This is a genomic window from Thermosporothrix hazakensis (genome assembly GCF_003253565.1).
Classification (GTDB): Bacteria; Chloroflexota; Ktedonobacteria; order Ktedonobacterales; family Ktedonobacteraceae; genus Thermosporothrix; species Thermosporothrix hazakensis.
The window spans coordinates 122,598-142,097 of sequence record NZ_QKUF01000007.1 but is presented as its reverse complement, the minus strand read 5'-3'; the positions used below and the strand labels follow the sequence as shown (position 1 = coordinate 142,097).

Sequence of the window (19,500 nt, the reverse complement as noted above, 5' to 3'; positions counted from 1 at the left end):
CCTCTCTGCCATCCTTTCATACTAGGCTTCTTCAGCGTGTTTTTCCTGACTGAGGGCTTCATCCATTGCCGCAATCGGGTCTTTCTGGCCATCAAACCGCTCCCGTTCAGCCTCTTTACGCAACTCTTCCGCCTTCTTCTCTTTGCGGAAACGCTGGAAAAAGCTGGTATAGAGCTCACGTAAACGCGTGGGCTTAACCTTCTTGCCACTCTCGTAGTATTCAAGCGCGACCTGACCGATAGACCACGTCGCCGCACCTGCAATTGCCCCGGCCACAAAATCGCCGCCAAACGGTACCAGTTTAGCCGCCTGCTGAGCCAGATAGCGGAATCCCAGACCGCCAGCAATCGTGATAATCAGCTCGCGCGCATGTTTCATCGCATCCTCGGTCTCCATCGGCTCGCCATAGAGTGCTGCCAGACGAAGCACCAGCCGAATCTGTGTTCCGAGCAAGATGGGAATATCCACAAATGGGATCGGCTCAACGCCAGCCGCCAGAGAGATAAGCGCCGAGTTTCTGATAATCCGTTGCGCTGCCGAGCGCCGATACGCCGGTAGCTCGCGCCCAATAGCCAGCGCTGCCTCAGGACTTGCATCAATCACGGCGGGAATCAGTTCCTCGGCCACATTATTGCCATTTTTCGCCGAAATGGGGATAACGCCGGGAACCCCGAGCAGGACCGCAACTTCGGTTGCAAACTGATCACCCGCCTCGGCATTCTTCAAGGCATCAACCTTGTTCACTGCGACAATCGTTGGCTTATTCAGCTTCTTGATAGCATAATAGAGTTCCCGATCATCTTCCTGAAAACCGCGGGAAGCATCAATCAAAAACACGATCACACTGGCCTGCTGCATGCCACTCTCCATTACATCGGGGAGATGACCCGGCGTATCGACCAGCGTAAAGGGGCCAAAGTCCGTCCGCACCAGTGATTTCGTCGTTCCAACCTGCGAAGAGACCGGAGAGAGATTCTGGCCCTTCAGCTTGTTGAACAACGTGCTCTTACCGGTATTCGGCTTTCCAACAATGACAACAGTGTTGTTCAGACCCTGAAGCACCTCTTCCTGTGCGCTCTTCCAGTTTATGGTGCGCATCAGGTTCTGTACCATCGAGATATTCGACGGCAGATTTTTTAATGCGCTTTCTCCAAGCTCTCGGAAGTTCGTCGGACGATTGCTTTTACGAAAAAGACCTTCAGTCAGTTTCTTCTTTGCCTGTTCTTGCTGCTCATCAGGCGTATCAATGTATTTTCTTTTTTTATTAGCCACGTGCTGTATCCTTCCCTCGCACAACGTTTCGTCTATGAGAGAGCGAGCTACCGGGACAACTTACCAGAGATTATAACTGCCCAGCCACACTCGCGTAAACATTACTAAGACGATATATTGATTACACGGATTCTCAGCCGTCTGGGAGACGCGCCTGTCTCCTTTCTCTCAGTATATCCGTATGGCTCGTCCAGTACAACAAAAGCGTAACGCCTTTCCTAAAACATGTACGAATCAACGTTTTTTCAGTTGAAACAAGCTGCCAGCCTCCCTTTATCTCCGCTCTTTGCGGTATATGGACCCTGACATGAACAGTTCCACAGGCAGCATACTACTTTAGCTCTAAAATACTTCTCAATCTGAACTTTATGCTTGACTCCTGAACCATTTTTCTGACATAATCGAGTGGTAACTTTTCTTTATTTCACCTGCCAACATTCTTTAGGGACGAGAGGCACAACCACCATGCGAGACACCCCGATGCGTAATAAAACATCCGATGAGAAAGACTACCGCGCTGGTTTTTCCCGTGTCATGTGGTTCGCAGAGCAGGCCAAACGGCAAGGATGGAAGCTAAGCGATCGCCAGCTAGTCCACGAGATCATGCAGAGGGAACGAGCCGCACGTATCCGTGACAAAAGTACTCTTCCTATTGTCGGACGCGATGTGCGCTCTGCTGCATGGAATCGCGGGCAGGCAGATGCACTCAGGGCGCTTCTTCGAGCGCAACGAGAACATTATGGCAAGGGACTGTAGCATGTGCTACAGCACCTTCCCGGTGGGGATGCTCTATGGAAGTTGTTGAAACAAGACTGGAACCCGGTACACCGGCACAGGTCCGCCAGATTATAGCAGAACTGCGCCGGCTCTACCCCGACGCCCGCTGTTCCCTGAATTACTCGAATCCTCTTGAATTACTGGTTGCGACACAGCTTTCCGCACAATGTACTGATGAACGAGTAAATAAGGTCACAGCTACGCTCTTTCAAAAATACCGTACTGTTGAAGATTACGCGACAGCCAGTCAGGAAGAGCTGGAGCAGGACATCCGCCCGACTGGCTTCTATCGCAATAAAGCGAAAAATATTCGTGCCGCCTGTCAACGCATCATCACCGAGTTTGGCGGTGAGGTCCCCCAAACAATGAGTGGGCTCCTCAGCCTGGCTGGCGTTGCTCGTAAAACAGCAAATGTCGTCCTGGGAAATGCCTTCGGGATCGTTGAAGGCTTTGTCGTCGATACCCATGTAGGGCGGATCTCGCGTCGACTTGGCTGGACGACCAACACTGATCCGATCAAAGTGGAGCGCGAGCTAATGCAGATTATTCCACAGCAGGATTGGCTGGACCTGTCCCATTTACTGATATTTCATGGTCGCGCCATCTGTGAAGCCCGCAAGCCACATTGTGAACAGTGCACGCTAGCACCGCTCTGCCCGAGCAGCCCATACCATCAGGGCACTTAAACGCGTACCTGCAAGGCAGCAGGCAGAATAGACGCCTCTATATGGGCTGCTGAGGAGGTCTCGCCATCTATCTGCAAGTGAACAGGGCCCCGCGCCTCAATCTGTACAGTCCGTGCCCGATAGAACAGGGCCTCTCTCAAGCCCTCATGCCTGCCCTGTTTCACACGCGGTAACAGTCGCAGCGCTCGAAGCAGCGGTGTGTAGAGAATGGCACATACATCAAAATAGCCGTCAGTATGATCCGCCCGCGGATTGATCCGAAAACCAGCCCCATATGTCGGCCCATTTGAGACGGCCAGCAACACATACTGTTGCTCCACGTGTGCAGTCTCAGCATCCAGCGAGAACGTCAACCGAGGGCACCGATGATACGCAAAGAGAAGCTGCTTCAGGGTGGCTGTATAATAGAGCCGTGCCCCGCTCATTAAAGGATACCTCTTCAAAATCTCCGCCGCTCTCGCAATATCAGCATCCAGACCAACACTGAAAGCATTGATAAAATAGCGCCCGTTTACAATCCCGGCATCCACAGCAAGAGGACTTCCGTTCAAAGCTCGCTCTAAAGCGGCCTCAGGATCACGCGGAAGACCAAGCGTATTGCAAGCATAATCATTGCCCGAACCAGCAGGCACAATCCCTAATGGAACCACATGCCCGCTTGTCAGAATACCATTCACCACTTCATTCAGAGAGCCATCACCGCCGACAATCACAATTGGACGTCCTTCTCGTGCTGCCTGCCTGGCCAATTCCCGAGCCTCTCCAACCTTCGCGGTTTCAATATATGCAATATCAGCCTGATCGGCCTCGATACGACGACGCACCAGTGACCGATGATACTCCATCCGCCCTCGATTCGCAGCCGGGTTGAGGATGATAAGAGGTCTGGACGACGAAGCGACTTCCACCATGCGTATGCTCCTCCTTGAGACACATTTCCGCCTGATTGTACCATGTTCGCTCTATCTCTACAATTCATTTTTCCCACAATCCGATAATGAATATGAAAGCTGCTTCGTTCTAGCCCTACCAGAGAAGGAGGATCAAAGCGCGATGTCCTATATCATCACCGCCTACTGGAAAGCGAAAACCGGTCAGGAAGAGGCTATCCTGAATATACTCCGGCAATTCGTGCCACTCTCGCGTAAAGAAGAAGGGTGTCTGGAATATCGAGTTCATCGCTCCGTCCGCGATCCCTGCCTGTTCTTTCTGTATGAGAAATATGTGAGCGCGGATGAGTACGAAGCCCATGTCAACTCATCTCATTTTGAACGCTTTGTCACACAGGAGGCAATGCCGTTACTGGAACATCGAGAACGGGCCTTCTATGAAACGCTGGACATCTAAAAATGAGCAGGGAGGCACGAACAACCTCCCTGCCTCAGATGCTAGCCTATCGGACCGACATACTCTGCCCACATCTGCGTAGCATGAGCATAGGCGTCAGCTTCAACACCATAGCGTGCAAAGAACTGACACACGCGCTCAACATCTCGTAAGAGCAGAGGGAACACTTCCTCCCCATGCCGTGGGTCAACAGCTTGAGCGAAATCAATTACCGAGATCCGGCCATTCCAGTACAAAACATTGTATTCTGAAAGATCACCATGCACCCGGTTGCAGGACAGAAACAGCTCAATGTTCCACAAGAGCCTCTGAAAGAGGGGCCGCACCTCCTCCCGCTCCAGACGTACCTCGCGCAGAAGCGGGGCCTGACGCTCCAGATCGCCAACATACTCCATCAAGACGGCATTACCGATCTGCGAGTAGGGTTTTGGCACATCTGCTCCGGCTTCATAGAGAAGACGCTGTGTTTCATACTCATAGGCGATCCAGCTTGCAACCTGCAATGCTCGCGCCTGTGTGTTCTTTCTGGACATCACTCGCTTGGCCCGAGAGCCATGCATTGCCTGTTTGAACTCATCGACAACCACACGGTTCATACGATAGATAGCGTCATTGCGTAGACTACGGAACATGCGCGGACGATAGACCTTTGCGGCCAGTAATTCGGCCTGTGTCGAGGGATGTGCGGTGCAGCAAAAAACGGTTGCTTCCTTCCCGCTTTTCGCCACATAAAGCACATCTGTGATCAGATCTTCCTCATAGAACTGGGAGAGCGAAGACTGCAACCAGGCACCATCACGCCGCTTATCGAGCCGTGTTGGGTGGAACTCCTTTGCGCTGCTAGCCTCTTTCTCCTGTAACTTCAACCAGTGCTGTACATCCTGGCTGGTTTCATAGCTCTCTTTCTTCTCTGGTTTGGGCTTCGATTTGGTTGCCCGCCGCTTCATGGGTTGAAAGCGAGGTTGCGACTCCTCGAAAAAATCGTCTTCGTAATCGTTATGGAACACGCCATTCTCCTTAAAAACACCATATGTTTTTGTTTTCCACAAGAAAAAGTCAAAAAGGGCATACCTATCCTCCTTTCTTGAGCAGCATGGAGAACTTGCAATCTTTGCTCAGTGGAACAGAACGACGTGCAGTGGGCAGGAAAAGAGTTAATGGATGTGGGAAGATCCTGACCACGGCAACACGAAGCAGCCGAAGAGAGACACGTGGTCAAGAGAAGTGTGCAGTGATAAACACAATTGGGGAAAAGAATCAACGCCTTTTGAAAAGCTCAAAAAAGCGCGTACTCGTTTTATTCACTTTCGACTCAAGGAGCCATGTGTACTCAGGCTGGCATCTCCACGCCGCTCACACCTACAAGCACCAATTTGACAGTTACCATTCATACACCTCCTGTAAAATGAAGTCTATGAAAGAGCATACCATATGCTTCCCGTACTTTCAAGAGTACAACCAGCTTGAATAGAAAAGAAGGGAGCTCGCAAGCCCCCTTCCAAAACGTCGCCAAAGCCACACAACAAAAGAAGTAGTCTTCACTGTTTCATGAGTTGATGGCAAGCAGCCTCTACTCTGGCCCTGCTCAAGTCAAGGACCAGTTCCCGAGCATTAGTCGGGAGACTTCACACAGCGGCTTCGTTCAACCGCCCGCACAAGGCAAATCTCATAATACGAATACTTCTGGCCAAGCACTCTCGAAACCACTTCCAGACGCTCTTCACCAACAAACGCCAGCACTTCCGCAATACGTTCATAGCGTTCTGGTATCACCAGTTTAGAAATGTCAACCGGCTCTCCGGCTTCGATTAATGCTACCAGCCAGAAGATCACACGCGAAACATTAGTGCGTTTATAGGCCGCAATACACTCGGGGCTATACCCCTTTTGATGAAGTAGTAGAACCTGTTGATATATGGGCTGCTTGACCAACTCAACAAGCGCTGCACTAGGATGCCAATCGGTTTCCAGAAAGACATTATGCTTGCGGCAATACATGCGGATCGCTGCAATAAAGCTGCTTGCATATCGCTCTATGCTATAGTCGCTTGCCCCGGGAATGCGCGCAAATGCTTCGGCATGCTGTGGGCGCTGCTGTGCCATCGCCTTCAGACTCACATCCGAGAAAATCTTGTATGGAGCTACCTCATAGGCACTCGCAACCTGTTTACGAAAATGGCGCAGAAACTCGAACAGGCGTGTCTCCTCCTCTTGCAGAGGATCGAGCCGGGCATCCGGGAGCTTTTGCTGCTTTGCGATCAACACAGAAGCATTCCCCCGGAGCACTTCACGTGAGCGCTCATTCAACAAGATGACAGGAAAACCGTCTTCTTTTTCTTCAAGCACGCCCTCAAACAGCAACTCTCGTCCAAGATAGAACCACTCATCAGGAGAAAGCTGCTTGCCAGCGCCATACGAACGAAGCTGATGGTGATTGTAGGCCCGCACTCTCTGATCCTCTACGCCACAGAGAATATGGATCAAATGGGAGAGGCCAAAATGCTCACCGGTTTCCTGTACGCAGGTTAACAGAGTTTGAGCATCGAGAGTGCGGTCTTCCATCTCCACAGGGTGCAGACAGTTATCACAGGCAGCACAGGGCCCCTGAAGCCCGGTCTCACCGAAATAGTGCAGAATAATCTGACGACGGCAAGTGTGACTTTCACAATAGGTAAGCATTTTGCGCAACTGGTAGCGAGCAAACCGACGAGCCTGCATGTCATGAAGCTGTGAAATCCGATACTCAATCTTGTAGCGGTCGCTCTTCGAGAAAAAGATGAGGCAATGGGCTGGGAGGCCATCGCGTCCGGCACGTCCTGACTCCTGATAGTAGCTCTCCAGATTAGCAGGAAGGTCGTAGTGAATCACCATCCGCACATCAGGCTTGGCAATGCCCATGCCAAAAGCAATCGTTGCCACCAGCACCTGCACCTGATCGCTGATAAAGAGTTCCTGATGCTTCTGCCGCACTTCCGCTTCCATACCGGCGTGGTAGGGCAAGGCATTGATCTGATCCTGACGTAAGCGCTGGCTTAGCTCATCCACCGCTTTGCGAGTCGCACAATAGATGATAATGGATTCAGCGGTGTGTTGCCGGAGCAGTTCCAGCATCTCTGGATACACATTCAGCGTCTTCGGGCGAACCTCGTACTGCAAATTTGGGCGATTAAAACTTGCGATATGAATATATGGATGTATCAATCTCAGTTGCTCGACGATATCCTGCCGCACCTGCTTCGTAGCTGAAGCGGTCAGTGCCAGTACAGGGAGACGCGGGTATCGTTCGCGTAAGCGCCAGAGCTGGCGATATTCTGGCCGAAAATCATGTCCCCACTGGCTGATACAGTGCGCTTCGTCCACAGCCAGCAACGAGAGCCCCACACGCTGCTCAATCCGGTCCAGCAATTGAAGAAATTTCTGCATTACCACCCGCTCAGGCGCAAGGTACAGCAGCTTGATCTCACCCCGCAACACGAGTTGTAGCCTCGTCTCACGTCCCTGTTCGTTGAGCAGTCCATTCACACAGGTTGCTGCGATGTGCTGTTCGTTCAGCCGCATCACCTGGTCCTGCATCAAGGCAACCAGAGGAGAAATAACGATGGTAACGCCTGGCAACAACAGAGCCGGTAGCTGATAGGTCAATGACTTCCCGCCCCCGGTTGGCATCACGGCTAATGCGTCACGACCGCACAAAACGTGCTCAATGATATCACGCTGCCCCGGCAGAAAATCCGCATAGGCGAACACAGAGCGCAACGTTTCAAGGACAGTATCCACGGTTCCCCTCCCTCATCAACCAATACTTCTACAGACCAACTTTCGGCCTGTACTGAATTGCCTCCGCCAGATGCTGCGCCGCAATCACATCACTGCCTGCCAGATCAGCAATTGTTAACGCGAGCTTCAAAATGCGGTGAAAGGCCCGCGCTGAAAGGTGAAGCTGCTGCATCGCTCCTTTCAGCAGGCTTTCGCCTGCGGAGTCTACCTGACAAAATCGGCTTACCTCTGAAGGCCCCATCTCTGCGTTGCAGGTAAGTGCAGTGCCCCGAAAACGCTGTTCCTGCCTCTCACGGGCCTTCTGAACACGAGCTCGAATTGCAGCAGAATCCTCAATCTTCCGCTTATCAGCCAGCTTCTCATAATCAACACGTGGCACCTCGATATGAATATCAAAACGATCGAGCAGCGGACCACTGAGGCGTTTCTGATACCGGCCTATTGACGTTTGCGAACAAGTACATTCATGTGCAGGATCGGTTAGAAAGCCACAGGGACAGGGATTCATGGCCGCTACCAGCATAAAGTTTGCTGGATAGGAGAAGGTCCCGTTTGCCCGTGAAATCGTCACAATCTTGTCTTCCAGCGGCTGTCGCAGGGATTCAAGCGCAATTTGTGCAAACTCTGGCAGTTCATCAAGAAAGAGAATTCCACGATGAGCAAGGCTGATCTCACCAGGGCGCGGTATCCGTCCCCCGCCAACAAGTCCCGCATGGCTTACTGTGTGGTGTGGAGCCCGAAACGGACGCTGCATGATTAAAGGTATCCCGGGGGGCAATAACCCACTTACGCTATAAACCCGGGTCACGTCTAACGCCTCCTCGATCCGCATACGAGGGAGAATAGAGGGAAGCGAGCGTGCGAGCAGCGTTTTCCCGGCTCCCGGGGGACCACTCATCAGAATATTATGACCACCACTGGCCGCCACCTCAAGTGCCCGCTTGACATGTTCCTGCCCACGGATCGCGGCCATGTCGATCGAGAAGACCTGTTTTTCCAATACAGAGAAGAGATCGGGATCACGTTTATATTGCTCGATATACTGTTCGCCGTTTAAGTGGGCGACAAGTTCAGCCAGTGTGCGGACAGGAAAGACAGCTACTCCATCGACAAGCGAGGCCTCCATTGCATCTGTTGCAGGGACAAACACTGCCTTAATATTCATCTCGCGGGCCAGCGCCACCATCGGGAGAACCCCGGTTGTATGCTTCACAGACCCATCCAACGAGAGCTCGCCCAGGAATAGACTTTCCTCGATTATCTGGCGCTGCGTGATCTGTCCCGCAGCCAGCAGGATCGCGATCGCGATAGGTAAATCAAAGGATGGCCCTTCTTTGCGCAAATCGGCAGGGGCCAGATTCACGGTGATACGTCTGACAGGAAAGAGACAGCCGCTGTTCTTAATGGCAGCACGAACGCGTTCCTTCGCCTCATTGACCGCGGCGTCTGGAAGCCCAACAATGGAGAAGCCTGCAAGCCCTTGCGCAACGTCAACCTCTACCTCGATAAGGGCGCCATCCAGACCAACAATCGCACAACTACAAACCTTTGCCAGCATAGAACATCTTCTTCCTCCTCATCATCACAAGCATTTATCCTATTTTCCATGATTATGCCACAAATATTAGCACTTTTGCAACTATTGGTCCATAAGTACTTTCTGTCCCTTTTACACAAGAATACAAAGTTACGTGAGTATCCCGTTATTTTGCCTTTATCTTCAAAAGTGAGGGCACAAAAACAGCAACAAGCACCGTTGCAAGCATACACCCGATACCGCCACTGACCACTGAAATTTGAGGAGTAGCCAGCCCGGCCACCATACCGGACTCGAATTGCCCTAACATCGGCCCACCAATCACAAACATTGCATTCACCGCATTGATACGCCCGCGATACTCGTCAGGAGTGGTTAACTGCACAATCAACCCGCGTAGAATCATACTAACCATATCCGCAGCCCCTGCACCCGCTAGAAACAGCACAGAGAGCCAAAGCGGTCCGGGTAACATCCCGAACAGGATAATGCACAGGCCCCAGACAAGCACCGCCAGAAAAACGCCCAGTCCCTGCCGCCGAATGCTTTGAATCAGCCCGGTAAAGGGTGTCAGAACAATCGCGCCAATCGAGGTAGCGGCAACCAGAACCCCCAATCCCTGAGCGCCCACATGCAGAATATCGTTCGCATACACCGGGTACAGAGCCTTTGGAGAGCCCAGAAAGGTAGCGAAGAAGTCAATAGTCAGCACGCCCAGAATGATCGGCTGCTGCCACAGATAGCGCAGACCATCTCGCAACGCAGCAATACTCGATTGCTCCTGGAGCTTGCGCTCGACAGCCGGTACAACCAACAAGAGCAGCGAACCAATTACCACTGCATAGGAGAACACATCAATCCAGTAGGTCGCCACAACGCCAAGCTGTCCAAGCACATAGCCGCCCGCAGCAGAACCAATAACGACCGTCAGTTGCATCACAACCATGCTTAACGAGACAGCGCTAGCTATCTGAGAACGGGGCACCAAAGTGGGAATCATTGCCTGTCTGGCGGGGAACTCAAAGGCCGAGACAAAGGCAGAAATCAGAACCACCGCATACACAATCGAGATATTGATCACTTTGAATGCAGTAGTAACAGCCAGAACAGCGGATAGAAGCGCCATCATCACTTCAATCAGCAACAGCAGTTTTCGGCGGTCAAATCGATCTGCGAAAACGCCTCCAAGCAACGAAAAGAGCAACCTGGGAATAGCCTGTAATAACCCGATCGCTCCAAGCACCACAGCGGAATGAGTCAACTCATAGACCTGCCAGGAGACAGCAATAATCTGCATCTGCGTTCCTGCCGTCGAAATAAGCTGTCCCCAGAAAAGCAGCGCAAAATTACGGTTGCGCAAGACACTCCAATAGCCGGGAGCAGGTTGCACAGCGGACGTCTCAGGTTGACGCTGAAGAGAGACGTTTCCCTTCTCGGCATCCGGCTCCTCGGAGAATCCTGTTTTCATGTATTATTCCTGATAGAGAATTTTTGCCTGTATTCACGCCAGTACGAGGCTGGCGAACACACAACAGGATAAGCCCCGGATCATCTCTTTTTGCTTATGCATTAAACGCCGGGAGCACAATCACCTCTTGCCCGGGTGTGAGTGGGATATGAAGACCCCTGGCCCCACTGATCAATTCATTATTCACGAAGATCTGCACATGCTCGCGCACATGTCCCTGTTCGGTGCAGAGGCACTCCCAGATTGCCGGATGATGCAATCGAAGTTGTTCTAGCAACTGCTGCACCGTCTCGGCTTTGAGAAAAATCTGACTTTTCCCTCCACTATATGCGCTTAGCGTTGAGGGTAAACGGAGCGTTACAAACAATGCATCATTACTCATAATCGGGCCCGATCCTTGCTGTCTCTTTTGCATCTATACATAAGAACGCACGAAAATCGCAAGGTCCATTCTCGCTGCCTCGGTTTTCGATGCTCTCTCATATATGGCAAAGTATAGGGTCTGTCAGCGGCGATTGCAAGCATTTTTCACCAAAATATTGCACCTTGACTGTATTTTTTGCTGGAAAGATTGTACATCATCCTTTGCTGTATCCTATTCTGGCACACACCGTCATCCGGTCGGCACTGCATTGAAGGTCGCACAGACATACTGAAAAGAGAGTACAATAACTTCCTCTATTTTTAATTGAGCCGATACATGCAATCCCTTACAGGGCCTTTTCTATTAAAGTTGCCAGGATTTCTATTGTAGGGAAAGAAAGGTCTCATCAGCAAGCTGTTTCTTCGCACATTCCAGCGCCTCGCTCACTGAAGTAACGACGGTCGCACCGGCCTGGCGCAACAACATCAGTAAACGCGTCCCCTTGCCTTCAGTATAATCGCGAGGAAGAATGGCTTCTAAGCTTTCTTCCTGTCCCTCGGATACCTGCTCTTCCAGCATGATAACAGACAACCCGCGCTGAGCCGCAAACAGCGCTTCACGCAACAACGCGAGATTCCCCGCACCGATGGGAACAGGGCAGAGAATCAACAAGGCAACGCTGCGTAAGCTCGCTCGTACCTGATCCAGCACCGCGGAGGAAATAGGCGCATAAGGTTGTTCGGTGATGACCTCGGTCGCCAGATGCAGCGCCAGCGTGTGATCACTATCGCCGATATTAAGCGCTCCCGCGACAAAGGGAATATGCGCATCAGCCAGAGCTCGCATCATCACCTCGCCGGAACCACCACCTGCGATGACATGCACAACCGGTCGCTCAGGTAGCCCTCTCTTCTCTTCCAGCACGGGCGGCAATACGCTTAAATGAGCGCTTCCCCGCATAATTCCGACCTGCACATCAACACCATACACCCGACGCAATAATGCAGGGTCCAGCACCTCCGCCGGATTGGAATCAGCAACGATTCCACGTTGAAACAGAATCAGGCGCGGGAAGTAGCGGGCCGCGAGGTTCAAATCATGGAGCGCTGCGAGCACTGTCACCTTATGCTCCCTGTTCAGCCTGCGCACCAGTTCAAGGGTCTCTATCTGATACTTGATATCCAGGTGCGCTGTTGGCTCATCAAGAAGCAACACCGACGGCTCCTGCGCAAGCGCCATCGCCACCAGAACCCGCTGACGCTCACCACCGCTCAACTCATTGAAAATCCGCTCAGCCAGATCAGCCACGCCCGCGATCGCCATCGCCTCCTGTACCGCCTCGCGATCCCGGCTCCCCTGAGAGCCAAAAAACGACCGAATAAACGGGGTACGGCCCATTTCAACCATATGTTTGACCGTAAAGGCAAAAGGCATATGCAGTTCCTGCGGCACAACGGCGATACGTTGGGCAACATCGCGCCGTCCCCACTGGCGCAGTTCACGGCCTTCTAGCAGAATCTGCCCTTTCCAGGGTTGAAAAATGCCGCTTAAGAGCCGTAGCAGGGTCGTCTTTCCAGAACCATTCGGGCCAAGCAACCCGACCATTTCGCCCGTCTGAATGGCAAGAGAGACCTCATGCAGTAACTCCTGGCGATTGTAGCCAAAGGTCACATCTCTGGCCTGCAACAACGGAACAGAAGAGGCGACATCCAGACCCTGTCGTGTCTCAGTCTCTGCTACCATCTATACTCTCTCTTACTACGTCGCAATAAAAACAAGAAGAAGGGCGCCCCTACCAGCGCCGTAAAAATGCCGACAGGCAGGACAGCCGGGGCAATAACCGTACGCGACAACAAATCGGCCAGAATCAGGAAAATAGCCCCTCCCAGAGCCGAGGCAGGAAGCAATGAACGATGCTCTGGCCCAAGCAAGAGCCGCATTACATGGGGTGTTACCAGCCCAACGAAACCGATCAGGCCACTAATCGACACAGCTGCCGCGGTCATCAGTGAGGCCACTACCACAATTCCGAACTTCCATGCCTCCACATTGAGTCCTAGAGCAGTTGCGCTCTCTTCCCCTAGCGCCAGCGCATCCAGCACCCGCGTCAGACTCAAAGCAAGCACCAGCCCGAGCAGCACCAACACAGCAGCAATCAGAACCGGATACCAGCTTGTCACAGCAATTTCACCGGATAACCAGTTGAACAGCGCCTGAAAAGGGAAATCCGCCCGAGGGAAAAGCGACAGCAACAGCGTCTGAAGCGCTACCAGCACAGAATTAACTACCACGCCGGCTAACAATAAGGTCACAACTGGTGTCTGCCCCTGGACTCGTGCCAGCGCATATACAAAAAGTACTGTCAGGATTGCCCCCACAAAGGCTAAAACAGCCGTTGCCGGGAACAGCGTTCCCAATGCAGCAACTGGCAAAATAAAGGAAAGCGTCGCACCCAGTGCGGCCCCCGAAGATGTGCCGATCAGAAAGGGATCAGCCAACGGATTACGCAAAATGCCCTGAAAGAGCGCCCCTGCAACCGCTAATGCAGCCCCCACCAGTGCCGATCCAACAACAACAGGCATGCGCACATTCCAGATTATCACTTCAATTGAAGAATCCCATGATGGGACAAAATGAAATAGCCTGGTCCCATTCAACACCACCTTGACAATGGTTGCCAGAGGGATCGCCGTTGAACCAACACTCACTGAGAGTAAAAGGGCTAGCAGCAAGCTTATGCTCAATACACATAAAATGATAGGCAAAGGTATATAGCGCCTCCGCTGCGATTGTTCCAATAATGATCGGGAAAAAGGTGTTTCTGTTTTCATCAGCGTTCTACTTTAATACCTCAAAAACTACAGCTAGTATAGACAGACGACTAAAGATGTGTCAATCAAATACCGATTACAAAGACAGATATGCTGTACGCTCTTCCCCTCATCCTTCGTCTAAAGTCCTACAAGTGGACTGACCTTCTGTACAGTTGACAAGAAGGACGCCAGAGGATGATACTACATACAAAGAATAGCCACCCTGGCAATAAATAGCACAAAGAGCGTGCTTTTGCCCATAAACACAGTGATTTACGCCAACACGAGTTCAAAGGAGAAACAAAGCAGGCGTTCCTACTGTGGAAACAGTTAGAGGTTTTTGATAGATGGCAATAGAAAAAGATTTCTTCCGGCAGGTGATGGGACGCTTTGCAACAGGTGTTACCATCGTTACAACCCAATGTCAGGGAAAGATAAGCGGCCTGACCGTCAATGCGTTTTGCTCTGTTTCGCTCCATCCCCCGCTTGTCCTTGTATGTATTGAGCAGAACAGCCATTCCCTTCCGATTATGCGTGAAGGCAAAAATTTCGCGGTCAATATTCTGACACAGGAACAAAAAAGCCTGTCCACTGGCTTTGCAACACCATCAGTAGAGCGGTTTGAGCATTTCTGCTATGCAGAATACCGGACCGTCGCCACCGGAGCGCCCATTTTAAAAGATACGCTGGCTTTTGTCGATACCCGCATTGTCGCAGAATATCCCGGCGGAGACCATATCATTTTTTTGGGACAGGTAGAAGCTATGGGTATTCAAGACCATATTGTTTTTGCTGATGATAGCCTGCAAGAGAAGGTCTCAACATTGAGTTTTAATCACCATTATACACAAGAAGAAAGCTTACCACTGCTTTTCTATAAAGGCCAGTACCGCCAGATGGCAGAAGCCCTGCAAAAACCAGGCGTGCCGTCAGCGGCCCTCCCAACAACCGCACATGAACAAACAGACTGATCCGGATATCGCAAGAGAAACCGAACTACAGATACTACAAGCCAATATTCTTGCCTGTCGCAAATGTCAACTTCAGGGCTTTATTCCTTGTGCCCAACCCATCGTCAAAGGACGAACAAGCGACCGTATCTTCGTTATTGGGCAGGCTCCGGGGCATCGCTCAGTAGCGAACAAGCTTCCCTGGAGCGGACCAGCAGGGCGTCTCCTTCAAAAATGGCTGGAAAAGGCAGGCTTCCCACCCAATTATCTCTATGAGCACTGTTATTTGAGCTCATTGACACATTGCGATCCAGGCAAAAACCCGCGCGGAAACGGAGATCGCAAACCTTCGCCGCAGGAACTTGCTCTCTGCCGCCCATTTCTGGAAGCCGAGCTTCGTCTGGTACAGCCCCGAATCGTGCTTCTGGTTGGCACGATGGCAATTGAAGCGTTTCTGGGCCAGAAAATCCGGCTTCAAGACGTCGTCGGCACCTACCAAGAGCAACAGGAGATGCTCTTCCTTCCGCTTCCGCACCCATCTGGCGTGAGTCGCTGGTTGAACGCCCCAGAAAATCAGCGGCTGGTTCATCGGGCGCTAGACCTCCTTGCCAGATGGCGGCAGGAATATCAGCTTTAAAAGAAAAAAGCAGCAGCCTTGTTTGATCGCTGCTGCTGCTTTCTTTTATGCGATATCGCTTTGCTTTGCTTTTTGCTTCATCACGAACTCATGCACGCCGCGCTTGAGTGTTCCTAGCGCCAGTGTCGCACAGGTCGGGCGGGTCATGACCAATTCACGCCCGAGTTGATCCATCAGATCTTCAAAGCTCATCGCCTCGATCTCTTCGGGCGTCATTCCCTGCACCAGTTCGGACACATAGGAAGCGGCAGCCTGACTGATTGTGCAGCCTTCACCATGCCAGGCCACCTCTTCCAACTTGCCCTCTGGATTAAAGCGCGCCTGCATAGTAATCACATCAGCACAACCGGGATTCCCACCGCTTAGATTGACATCGGGATGCTCGATCTCACCTTTATTGCGTGGGTTCTCATAGTGATCTACCAGAAATTCGATAGCCTCTTGACGGTCCAAGATATATCCTCCTCACGGGTGAGGGAGAGCGCACAATTAGCGCCCTCCCCCCGGGTCTTTTTCGGGAGCGCACAGACTCCATTACTTCTCTATCGGCGAGCGAACCAGATTTCCCCACTCAGTCCAGGAACCATCATAGTTGCGAACTCGCGGATAACCCAGAAGCTTCGTCAAAACAAACCAGGTATGCGCTGAACGTTCACCAATACGGCAATAGGTCACTACCTCTTTATCTGGCGTGACATCGTTACTACCATAAATCTGACGCAATTCCTCTGCGGATTTAAAGGTGCCATCGGGATTGGCGGCAGTGGCCCAGGGAATATTCTTCGCCCCGGGAATATGGCCACCGCGCTGGGCTCCCTCCTGCGGATAATTGACCATATGTATCAATTCGCCGCTGTATTCCTGGGGAGAACGCACATCGATCAAGCGTCGTCCGGGATTCTTCAGGCCAAGCAAGACTTCATCCCGAAATGCCCGCGCAGATTCATCCATAGGCTGCGCTTTATACCGGGTGGGCTCATAGTGCGGCACTTCCCGCGTCATCGGGCGATGCTCCGCTTCCCACTTTGCCCGTCCGCCATTCATTATCTTCATCCGTGCATGGCCATACATTGAAAAGAGCCAGAAGGCATAGCAGGCATACCAGTTATTTTTGTCCCCATAAAGAACAATGGTGGTGTCATTGGTTATTCCCCAGCGACTCATCAATTGTTCAAAGCCCTGCTGATCAATGAAATCGCGAGAATATTTATCCTGTACGTCAACGTGCCAATCCAGCTTCACTGCACCCGGAATATGACCCAGCTCATAGAGCAACACATCTTCATCGGCCTCAATCAAACGAATATCAGCATCATGAAGATGGTCCGCAACCCAATCGGTTTCAACCAGCACTTCAGGATGAGCATAACCGGTTGATGTCTCTGATCCAGCCATAATACAAAACCCCTTCTTCAATCAAAATACTACGGGATCTACGAAACAATATACTGACAGATCTGCTTATTCGCTTTTCGCATAAGGGAAAGGCAGAACGTGCTAGTGTTTCCTCAATTATATTCTACCTTCCGACTCTATTCTACTGCTACCGCATAGAGCCTCAGCATTTACTGGACATGTTCGACACCCTGACGGAGCCTCCGGAGCCGTTCCATCAGTGCCGTATTTCGCTGAATAACACGATCATTTTGAACAGCCAGTTCCAGAGCCGTTGGTTGACCGACCAGCACACAGAAACGCTTTGCTCTGGTAATAGCCGTATAGAGTAGATTGCGTTGCAGCAACATCCGATGCTCTCGGAAAAGTGGCACGATAATCGCTGGATATTCGCTTCCCTGGCTCTTATGAACGGTAACAGCATAGGCCAGCACCAGTTCTTCCAGTTCATGAAACGCATAACTGACAAAGAGCGGGCCCGCCTCTTCCACAAATTCAACTTTCACAGTTGAGGTATCTCTATTAATACTACGAATCCAGCCAACATCTCCGTTGAAGACGCCCTTATCATAGTTGTTTCGCGTCTGCATCACTTTGTCACCAACGCGAAAAAGTTTTTCCCCCCACCCCACCTCGGCCAAAGCGGAGGTATTTAAGCGCTCTTGCAGCTTCTCGTTCAGTAGATGCACCCCAACCGCACCCCGATACATCGGGGAAAGCACCTGAATGTCCGTCAGTGGATGAAAGCCATAACGCGCGGGCAGACGACGCTGTACAAGATCAAGAATCAATTTTTGCGCCCGCACCGGATCCTCTTCTGCCATAAAGAAGAAATCGCTCCGGGCCTCGATGCGCGTTGAAGGCAGCAGCCCCCCATTGATCCGGTGCGCATTCACGATAATCTTGCTTTGTTGCGCCTGTCGAAACAGCTCGGTCAGGCGGATAGAGGGCACATCCTCGCTCCTCAGCAGATCGCGCAACACATTGCCCGGACCCACCGAAGGTAACTGATCGGCGTCACCCACGAGCAACAAATGCGCGGTACGGGGCAAGGCCTTGAGCAGGTGATAAAAAAGGAGAATATCCACCATCGAGAACTCATCGACGATCACAAACTGATAGGGCAGAGGATGTTCTTCATTGCGCTGATAGCTATTATCATGGGGTGTATACTCCAGCAACCTGTGCAGCGTCTTCGCGGCATATGGTGTTCCCTGCATGCCGGTCGCCTCTGAAAGCCGCTTAGCCGCACGTCCGGTTGGAGCCGCAAGCGCGAAATCAACCCGTCGACTGCGCAGGAACATCAACAACGCACGAATAGAGGTTGTCTTACCTGTTCCGGGGCCGCCTGTGAGGATCGAGACCTTTTGCGTATAGGCCGTTTGAACCGCAAGCCGCTGCTTTTCCGTCAGGAGAATCCGCCGCTCTTTCAGGCGCTCAAAGACCCGCTCCCAGAGCGTTTCAGGAGCGGGAGGCAGAGTATCAGGAGATTGTTGCAGGATTCGTAGCAAACGGGCAGCACCACTTTCCGCATACCAGAAAGGAGCATAATAAATACAGGGCTCGCCCTCGCTATCAACCTCAGTGAAAATATCCGGGTCATGCCGCATCTGCTCAAGCACAGCCATAATGGCCTCGGCTGAAACATGGAGCATCTCAGCACCCCGCGTGACCAGCTCGCGTTCATGCAAGAAACAGTGCCCATCCTCGTTCGCGGCCTGCGTTAACACATATTTCAACCCGACGGCAAGGCGTGGCTCACTATCAACAGGCATACCAAGTTTTAACGCAATCTCATCGGCCATACGAAAGCCGATGCCCTCCACCTCCTGTACCAACTGGTAAGGGTTCTCGCGAATAACTCTGATCGAATCCTGCCCATAATGCTTGTAGATACGTGTTGCGACATTGATCGAAACATCATGCGATTGCAAAAAAAGATGCAGTTCCTTGATCTCGCCCTGCTCTATCCATGTTTTGACGATCTGCTGTCGGTCTTTTACACCTAATCCCCTGACTTCGCTCAGGCGCTCGGGCATTTGCTCCAGAATCGCCAGCGTCTGCTCGCCAAAATGCTCTACAATCAGTTTCGCCTTCTTGGGCCCGATACCCTTAATCAGCCCTGAGCTTAAATAGCGAATCATCCCTTCAGTGGTTGAGGGCAAACGCTGCACAAAACTGACCACACGCAACTGCTTGCCATAGCGCGGGTCATGCTCCCACTCCCCCTCAACCGTTAATAGTTCACCGGGATGGACGCCCGGGAGCGTCCCGACAATCGTGGTAAGATCGTCACGAAAGAGCCGCCCACTGCTATTCAAGCGAAAACGCGCGACAGTATAGTGATTATCCTCATTGCGAAAAACGATATTTTCAACAGATCCATCAAGCTTTGGCATGGTAATGTATTCTCGACTGACATGCTGAGATCGGAAAAATCAGTACCTTGTGGTTATCTTAGCACACCTCCAGTTTCT

17 protein-coding genes are annotated in these 19,500 nt (G+C 51.8%); 5 read left to right on the top strand and 12 right to left on the bottom strand.

Features of this window, described 5'->3' with window-relative positions; all coding sequences use genetic code 11:
• Window positions 1-21: 21 nt before the first annotated feature.
• Window positions 22-1,272: a GTPase gene (locus tag EI42_RS12535; RefSeq protein WP_111322387.1), complete on the bottom strand. Its 1,251-nt coding sequence runs from the start codon at window positions 1,270-1,272 to the stop codon at window positions 22-24.
• 480 nt (window positions 1,273-1,752) lie between these two features.
• Here EI42_RS12535 and EI42_RS12530 point away from each other — a divergent pair, with 480 nt between their 5' ends.
• A complete protein-coding gene (locus EI42_RS12530) occupies window positions 1,753-2,028 on the top strand; it encodes a hypothetical protein (protein WP_211326146.1) in 276 nt (91 codons plus the stop codon).
• 35 nt (window positions 2,029-2,063) lie between these two features.
• Window positions 2,064-2,735, top strand: coding sequence for an endonuclease III (gene nth, locus EI42_RS12525; RefSeq protein ID WP_111322383.1), 672 nt, complete (start codon window positions 2,064-2,066; stop codon window positions 2,733-2,735).
• Here the strand turns inward: nth and EI42_RS12520 are convergent.
• Window positions 2,732-3,646: a diacylglycerol/lipid kinase family protein gene (locus tag EI42_RS12520; protein WP_111322381.1), complete on the bottom strand. Its 915-nt coding sequence runs from the start codon at window positions 3,644-3,646 to the stop codon at window positions 2,732-2,734. The genes nth and EI42_RS12520 overlap by 4 nt on opposite strands.
• A gap of 142 nt (window positions 3,647-3,788) precedes the next feature.
• Between EI42_RS12520 and EI42_RS32495 the strand changes: the two genes are divergently transcribed.
• Window positions 3,789-4,082, top strand: a complete 294-nt coding sequence (locus EI42_RS32495) for a putative quinol monooxygenase (protein ID WP_170142576.1) — start codon at window positions 3,789-3,791, stop codon at window positions 4,080-4,082.
• A 41-nt stretch (window positions 4,083-4,123) separates the two neighbouring features.
• On the opposite strand, the gene EI42_RS12510 is transcribed toward EI42_RS32495, so the two are convergent.
• The 7 genes from EI42_RS12510 to EI42_RS12475 all read right to left on the bottom strand — a co-directional run bounded on the left by EI42_RS12510 (window position 4,124) and on the right by EI42_RS12475 (window position 13,960).
• Window positions 4,124-5,089 (bottom strand): RIO1 family regulatory kinase/ATPase domain-containing protein, encoded by a 966-nt coding sequence (locus tag EI42_RS12510; protein ID WP_111322377.1) that lies wholly within the window; start codon window positions 5,087-5,089, stop codon window positions 4,124-4,126.
• A 604-nt stretch (window positions 5,090-5,693) separates the two neighbouring features.
• Window positions 5,694-7,859, bottom strand: coding sequence for a DNA helicase RecQ (gene recQ / locus EI42_RS12500; RefSeq protein ID WP_111322373.1), 2,166 nt, complete (start codon window positions 7,857-7,859; stop codon window positions 5,694-5,696).
• Between the two features lie 28 nt (window positions 7,860-7,887).
• Complete coding sequence (locus EI42_RS12495) at window positions 7,888-9,417, bottom strand: YifB family Mg chelatase-like AAA ATPase (protein WP_111322371.1); 1,530 nt, start codon at window positions 9,415-9,417, stop codon at window positions 7,888-7,890.
• Window positions 9,418-9,562: 145 nt separating this feature from the next.
• Window positions 9,563-10,864 (bottom strand): MFS transporter, encoded by a 1,302-nt coding sequence (locus EI42_RS12490; RefSeq protein WP_111322369.1) that lies wholly within the window; start codon window positions 10,862-10,864, stop codon window positions 9,563-9,565.
• Between the two features lie 94 nt (window positions 10,865-10,958).
• Entirely contained in the window at window positions 10,959-11,246 is a 288-nt protein-coding gene (locus EI42_RS12485) for a MoaD/ThiS family protein (RefSeq protein ID WP_170142575.1), read from the bottom strand.
• Between the two features lie 363 nt (window positions 11,247-11,609).
• On the bottom strand, window positions 11,610-12,971 hold the full coding sequence (locus tag EI42_RS12480) for an ABC transporter ATP-binding protein (RefSeq protein ID WP_111322365.1): 1,362 nt from the start codon (window positions 12,969-12,971) through the stop codon (window positions 11,610-11,612).
• The gene (locus tag EI42_RS12475; RefSeq protein WP_218029611.1) at window positions 12,965-13,960 is read right to left on the bottom strand and encodes a FecCD family ABC transporter permease; all 996 of its coding nucleotides are present in this window, start codon (window positions 13,958-13,960) and stop codon (window positions 12,965-12,967) included. The genes EI42_RS12480 and EI42_RS12475 overlap by 7 nt, the downstream gene beginning before the upstream one ends.
• Before the next feature lie 428 nt (window positions 13,961-14,388).
• On the opposite strand from EI42_RS12475, the gene EI42_RS12470 reads away from it, so the two are divergent.
• Both EI42_RS12470 and EI42_RS12465 read left to right on the top strand, forming a co-directional pair.
• On the top strand, window positions 14,389-15,012 hold the full coding sequence (locus EI42_RS12470; protein ID WP_111322361.1) for a flavin reductase family protein: 624 nt from the start codon (window positions 14,389-14,391) through the stop codon (window positions 15,010-15,012).
• Entirely contained in the window at window positions 14,996-15,628 is a 633-nt protein-coding gene (locus EI42_RS12465; RefSeq protein WP_111322359.1) for a uracil-DNA glycosylase family protein, read from the top strand. The genes EI42_RS12470 and EI42_RS12465 overlap by 17 nt, the downstream gene beginning before the upstream one ends.
• Window positions 15,629-15,673: 45 nt before the next feature.
• Here the strand turns inward: EI42_RS12465 and EI42_RS12460 are convergent, their stop codons facing one another.
• The 3 genes from EI42_RS12460 to recD2 all read right to left on the bottom strand — a co-directional run bounded on the left by EI42_RS12460 (window position 15,674) and on the right by recD2 (window position 19,422).
• Window positions 15,674-16,081 carry an iron-sulfur cluster assembly scaffold protein gene (locus tag EI42_RS12460; RefSeq protein ID WP_111322357.1) on the bottom strand — a complete coding sequence of 136 codons (408 nt, stop codon included), beginning with the start codon at window positions 16,079-16,081 and terminating at the stop codon, window positions 15,674-15,676.
• 81 nt (window positions 16,082-16,162) lie between these two features.
• The gene (locus EI42_RS12455; RefSeq protein ID WP_111322355.1) at window positions 16,163-17,023 is read right to left on the bottom strand and encodes a sulfurtransferase; all 861 of its coding nucleotides are present in this window, start codon (window positions 17,021-17,023) and stop codon (window positions 16,163-16,165) included.
• Window positions 17,024-17,193: 170 nt separating this feature from the next.
• The gene (gene recD2, locus EI42_RS12450; RefSeq protein ID WP_111322353.1) at window positions 17,194-19,422 is read right to left on the bottom strand and encodes an SF1B family DNA helicase RecD2; all 2,229 of its coding nucleotides are present in this window, start codon (window positions 19,420-19,422) and stop codon (window positions 17,194-17,196) included.
• Window positions 19,423-19,500 lie beyond the last annotated feature (78 nt).

Bases quoted from the DNA above. Each gene is read 5' to 3' on its own strand.
- EI42_RS12530 (WP_211326146.1), top strand. From the start codon at position 1,753: ATGCGTAATAAAACATCCGATGAGAAAGACTACCGCGCTGGTTTTTCC.
- nth (WP_111322383.1), top strand. From the start codon at position 2,064: ATGGAAGTTGTTGAAACAAGACTGGAACCCGGTACACCGGCACAGGTC.
- EI42_RS12520 (WP_111322381.1), bottom strand. From the start codon at position 3,646: ATGGTGGAAGTCGCTTCGTCGTCCAGACCTCTTATCATCCTCAACCCG.
- EI42_RS32495 (WP_170142576.1), top strand. From the start codon at position 3,789: ATGTCCTATATCATCACCGCCTACTGGAAAGCGAAAACCGGTCAGGAA.
- EI42_RS12495 (WP_111322371.1), bottom strand. From the start codon at position 9,417: ATGCTGGCAAAGGTTTGTAGTTGTGCGATTGTTGGTCTGGATGGCGCC.
- EI42_RS12490 (WP_111322369.1), bottom strand. From the start codon at position 10,864: ATGAAAACAGGATTCTCCGAGGAGCCGGATGCCGAGAAGGGAAACGTC.
- EI42_RS12485 (WP_170142575.1), bottom strand. From the start codon at position 11,246: ATGAGTAATGATGCATTGTTTGTAACGCTCCGTTTACCCTCAACGCTA.
- EI42_RS12480 (WP_111322365.1), bottom strand. From the start codon at position 12,971: ATGGTAGCAGAGACTGAGACACGACAGGGTCTGGATGTCGCCTCTTCT.
- EI42_RS12470 (WP_111322361.1), top strand. From the start codon at position 14,389: ATGGCAATAGAAAAAGATTTCTTCCGGCAGGTGATGGGACGCTTTGCA.
- EI42_RS12465 (WP_111322359.1), top strand. From the start codon at position 14,996: ATGAACAAACAGACTGATCCGGATATCGCAAGAGAAACCGAACTACAG.
- EI42_RS12455 (WP_111322355.1), bottom strand. From the start codon at position 17,023: ATGGCTGGATCAGAGACATCAACCGGTTATGCTCATCCTGAAGTGCTG.
- recD2 (WP_111322353.1), bottom strand. From the start codon at position 19,422: ATGCCAAAGCTTGATGGATCTGTTGAAAATATCGTTTTTCGCAATGAG.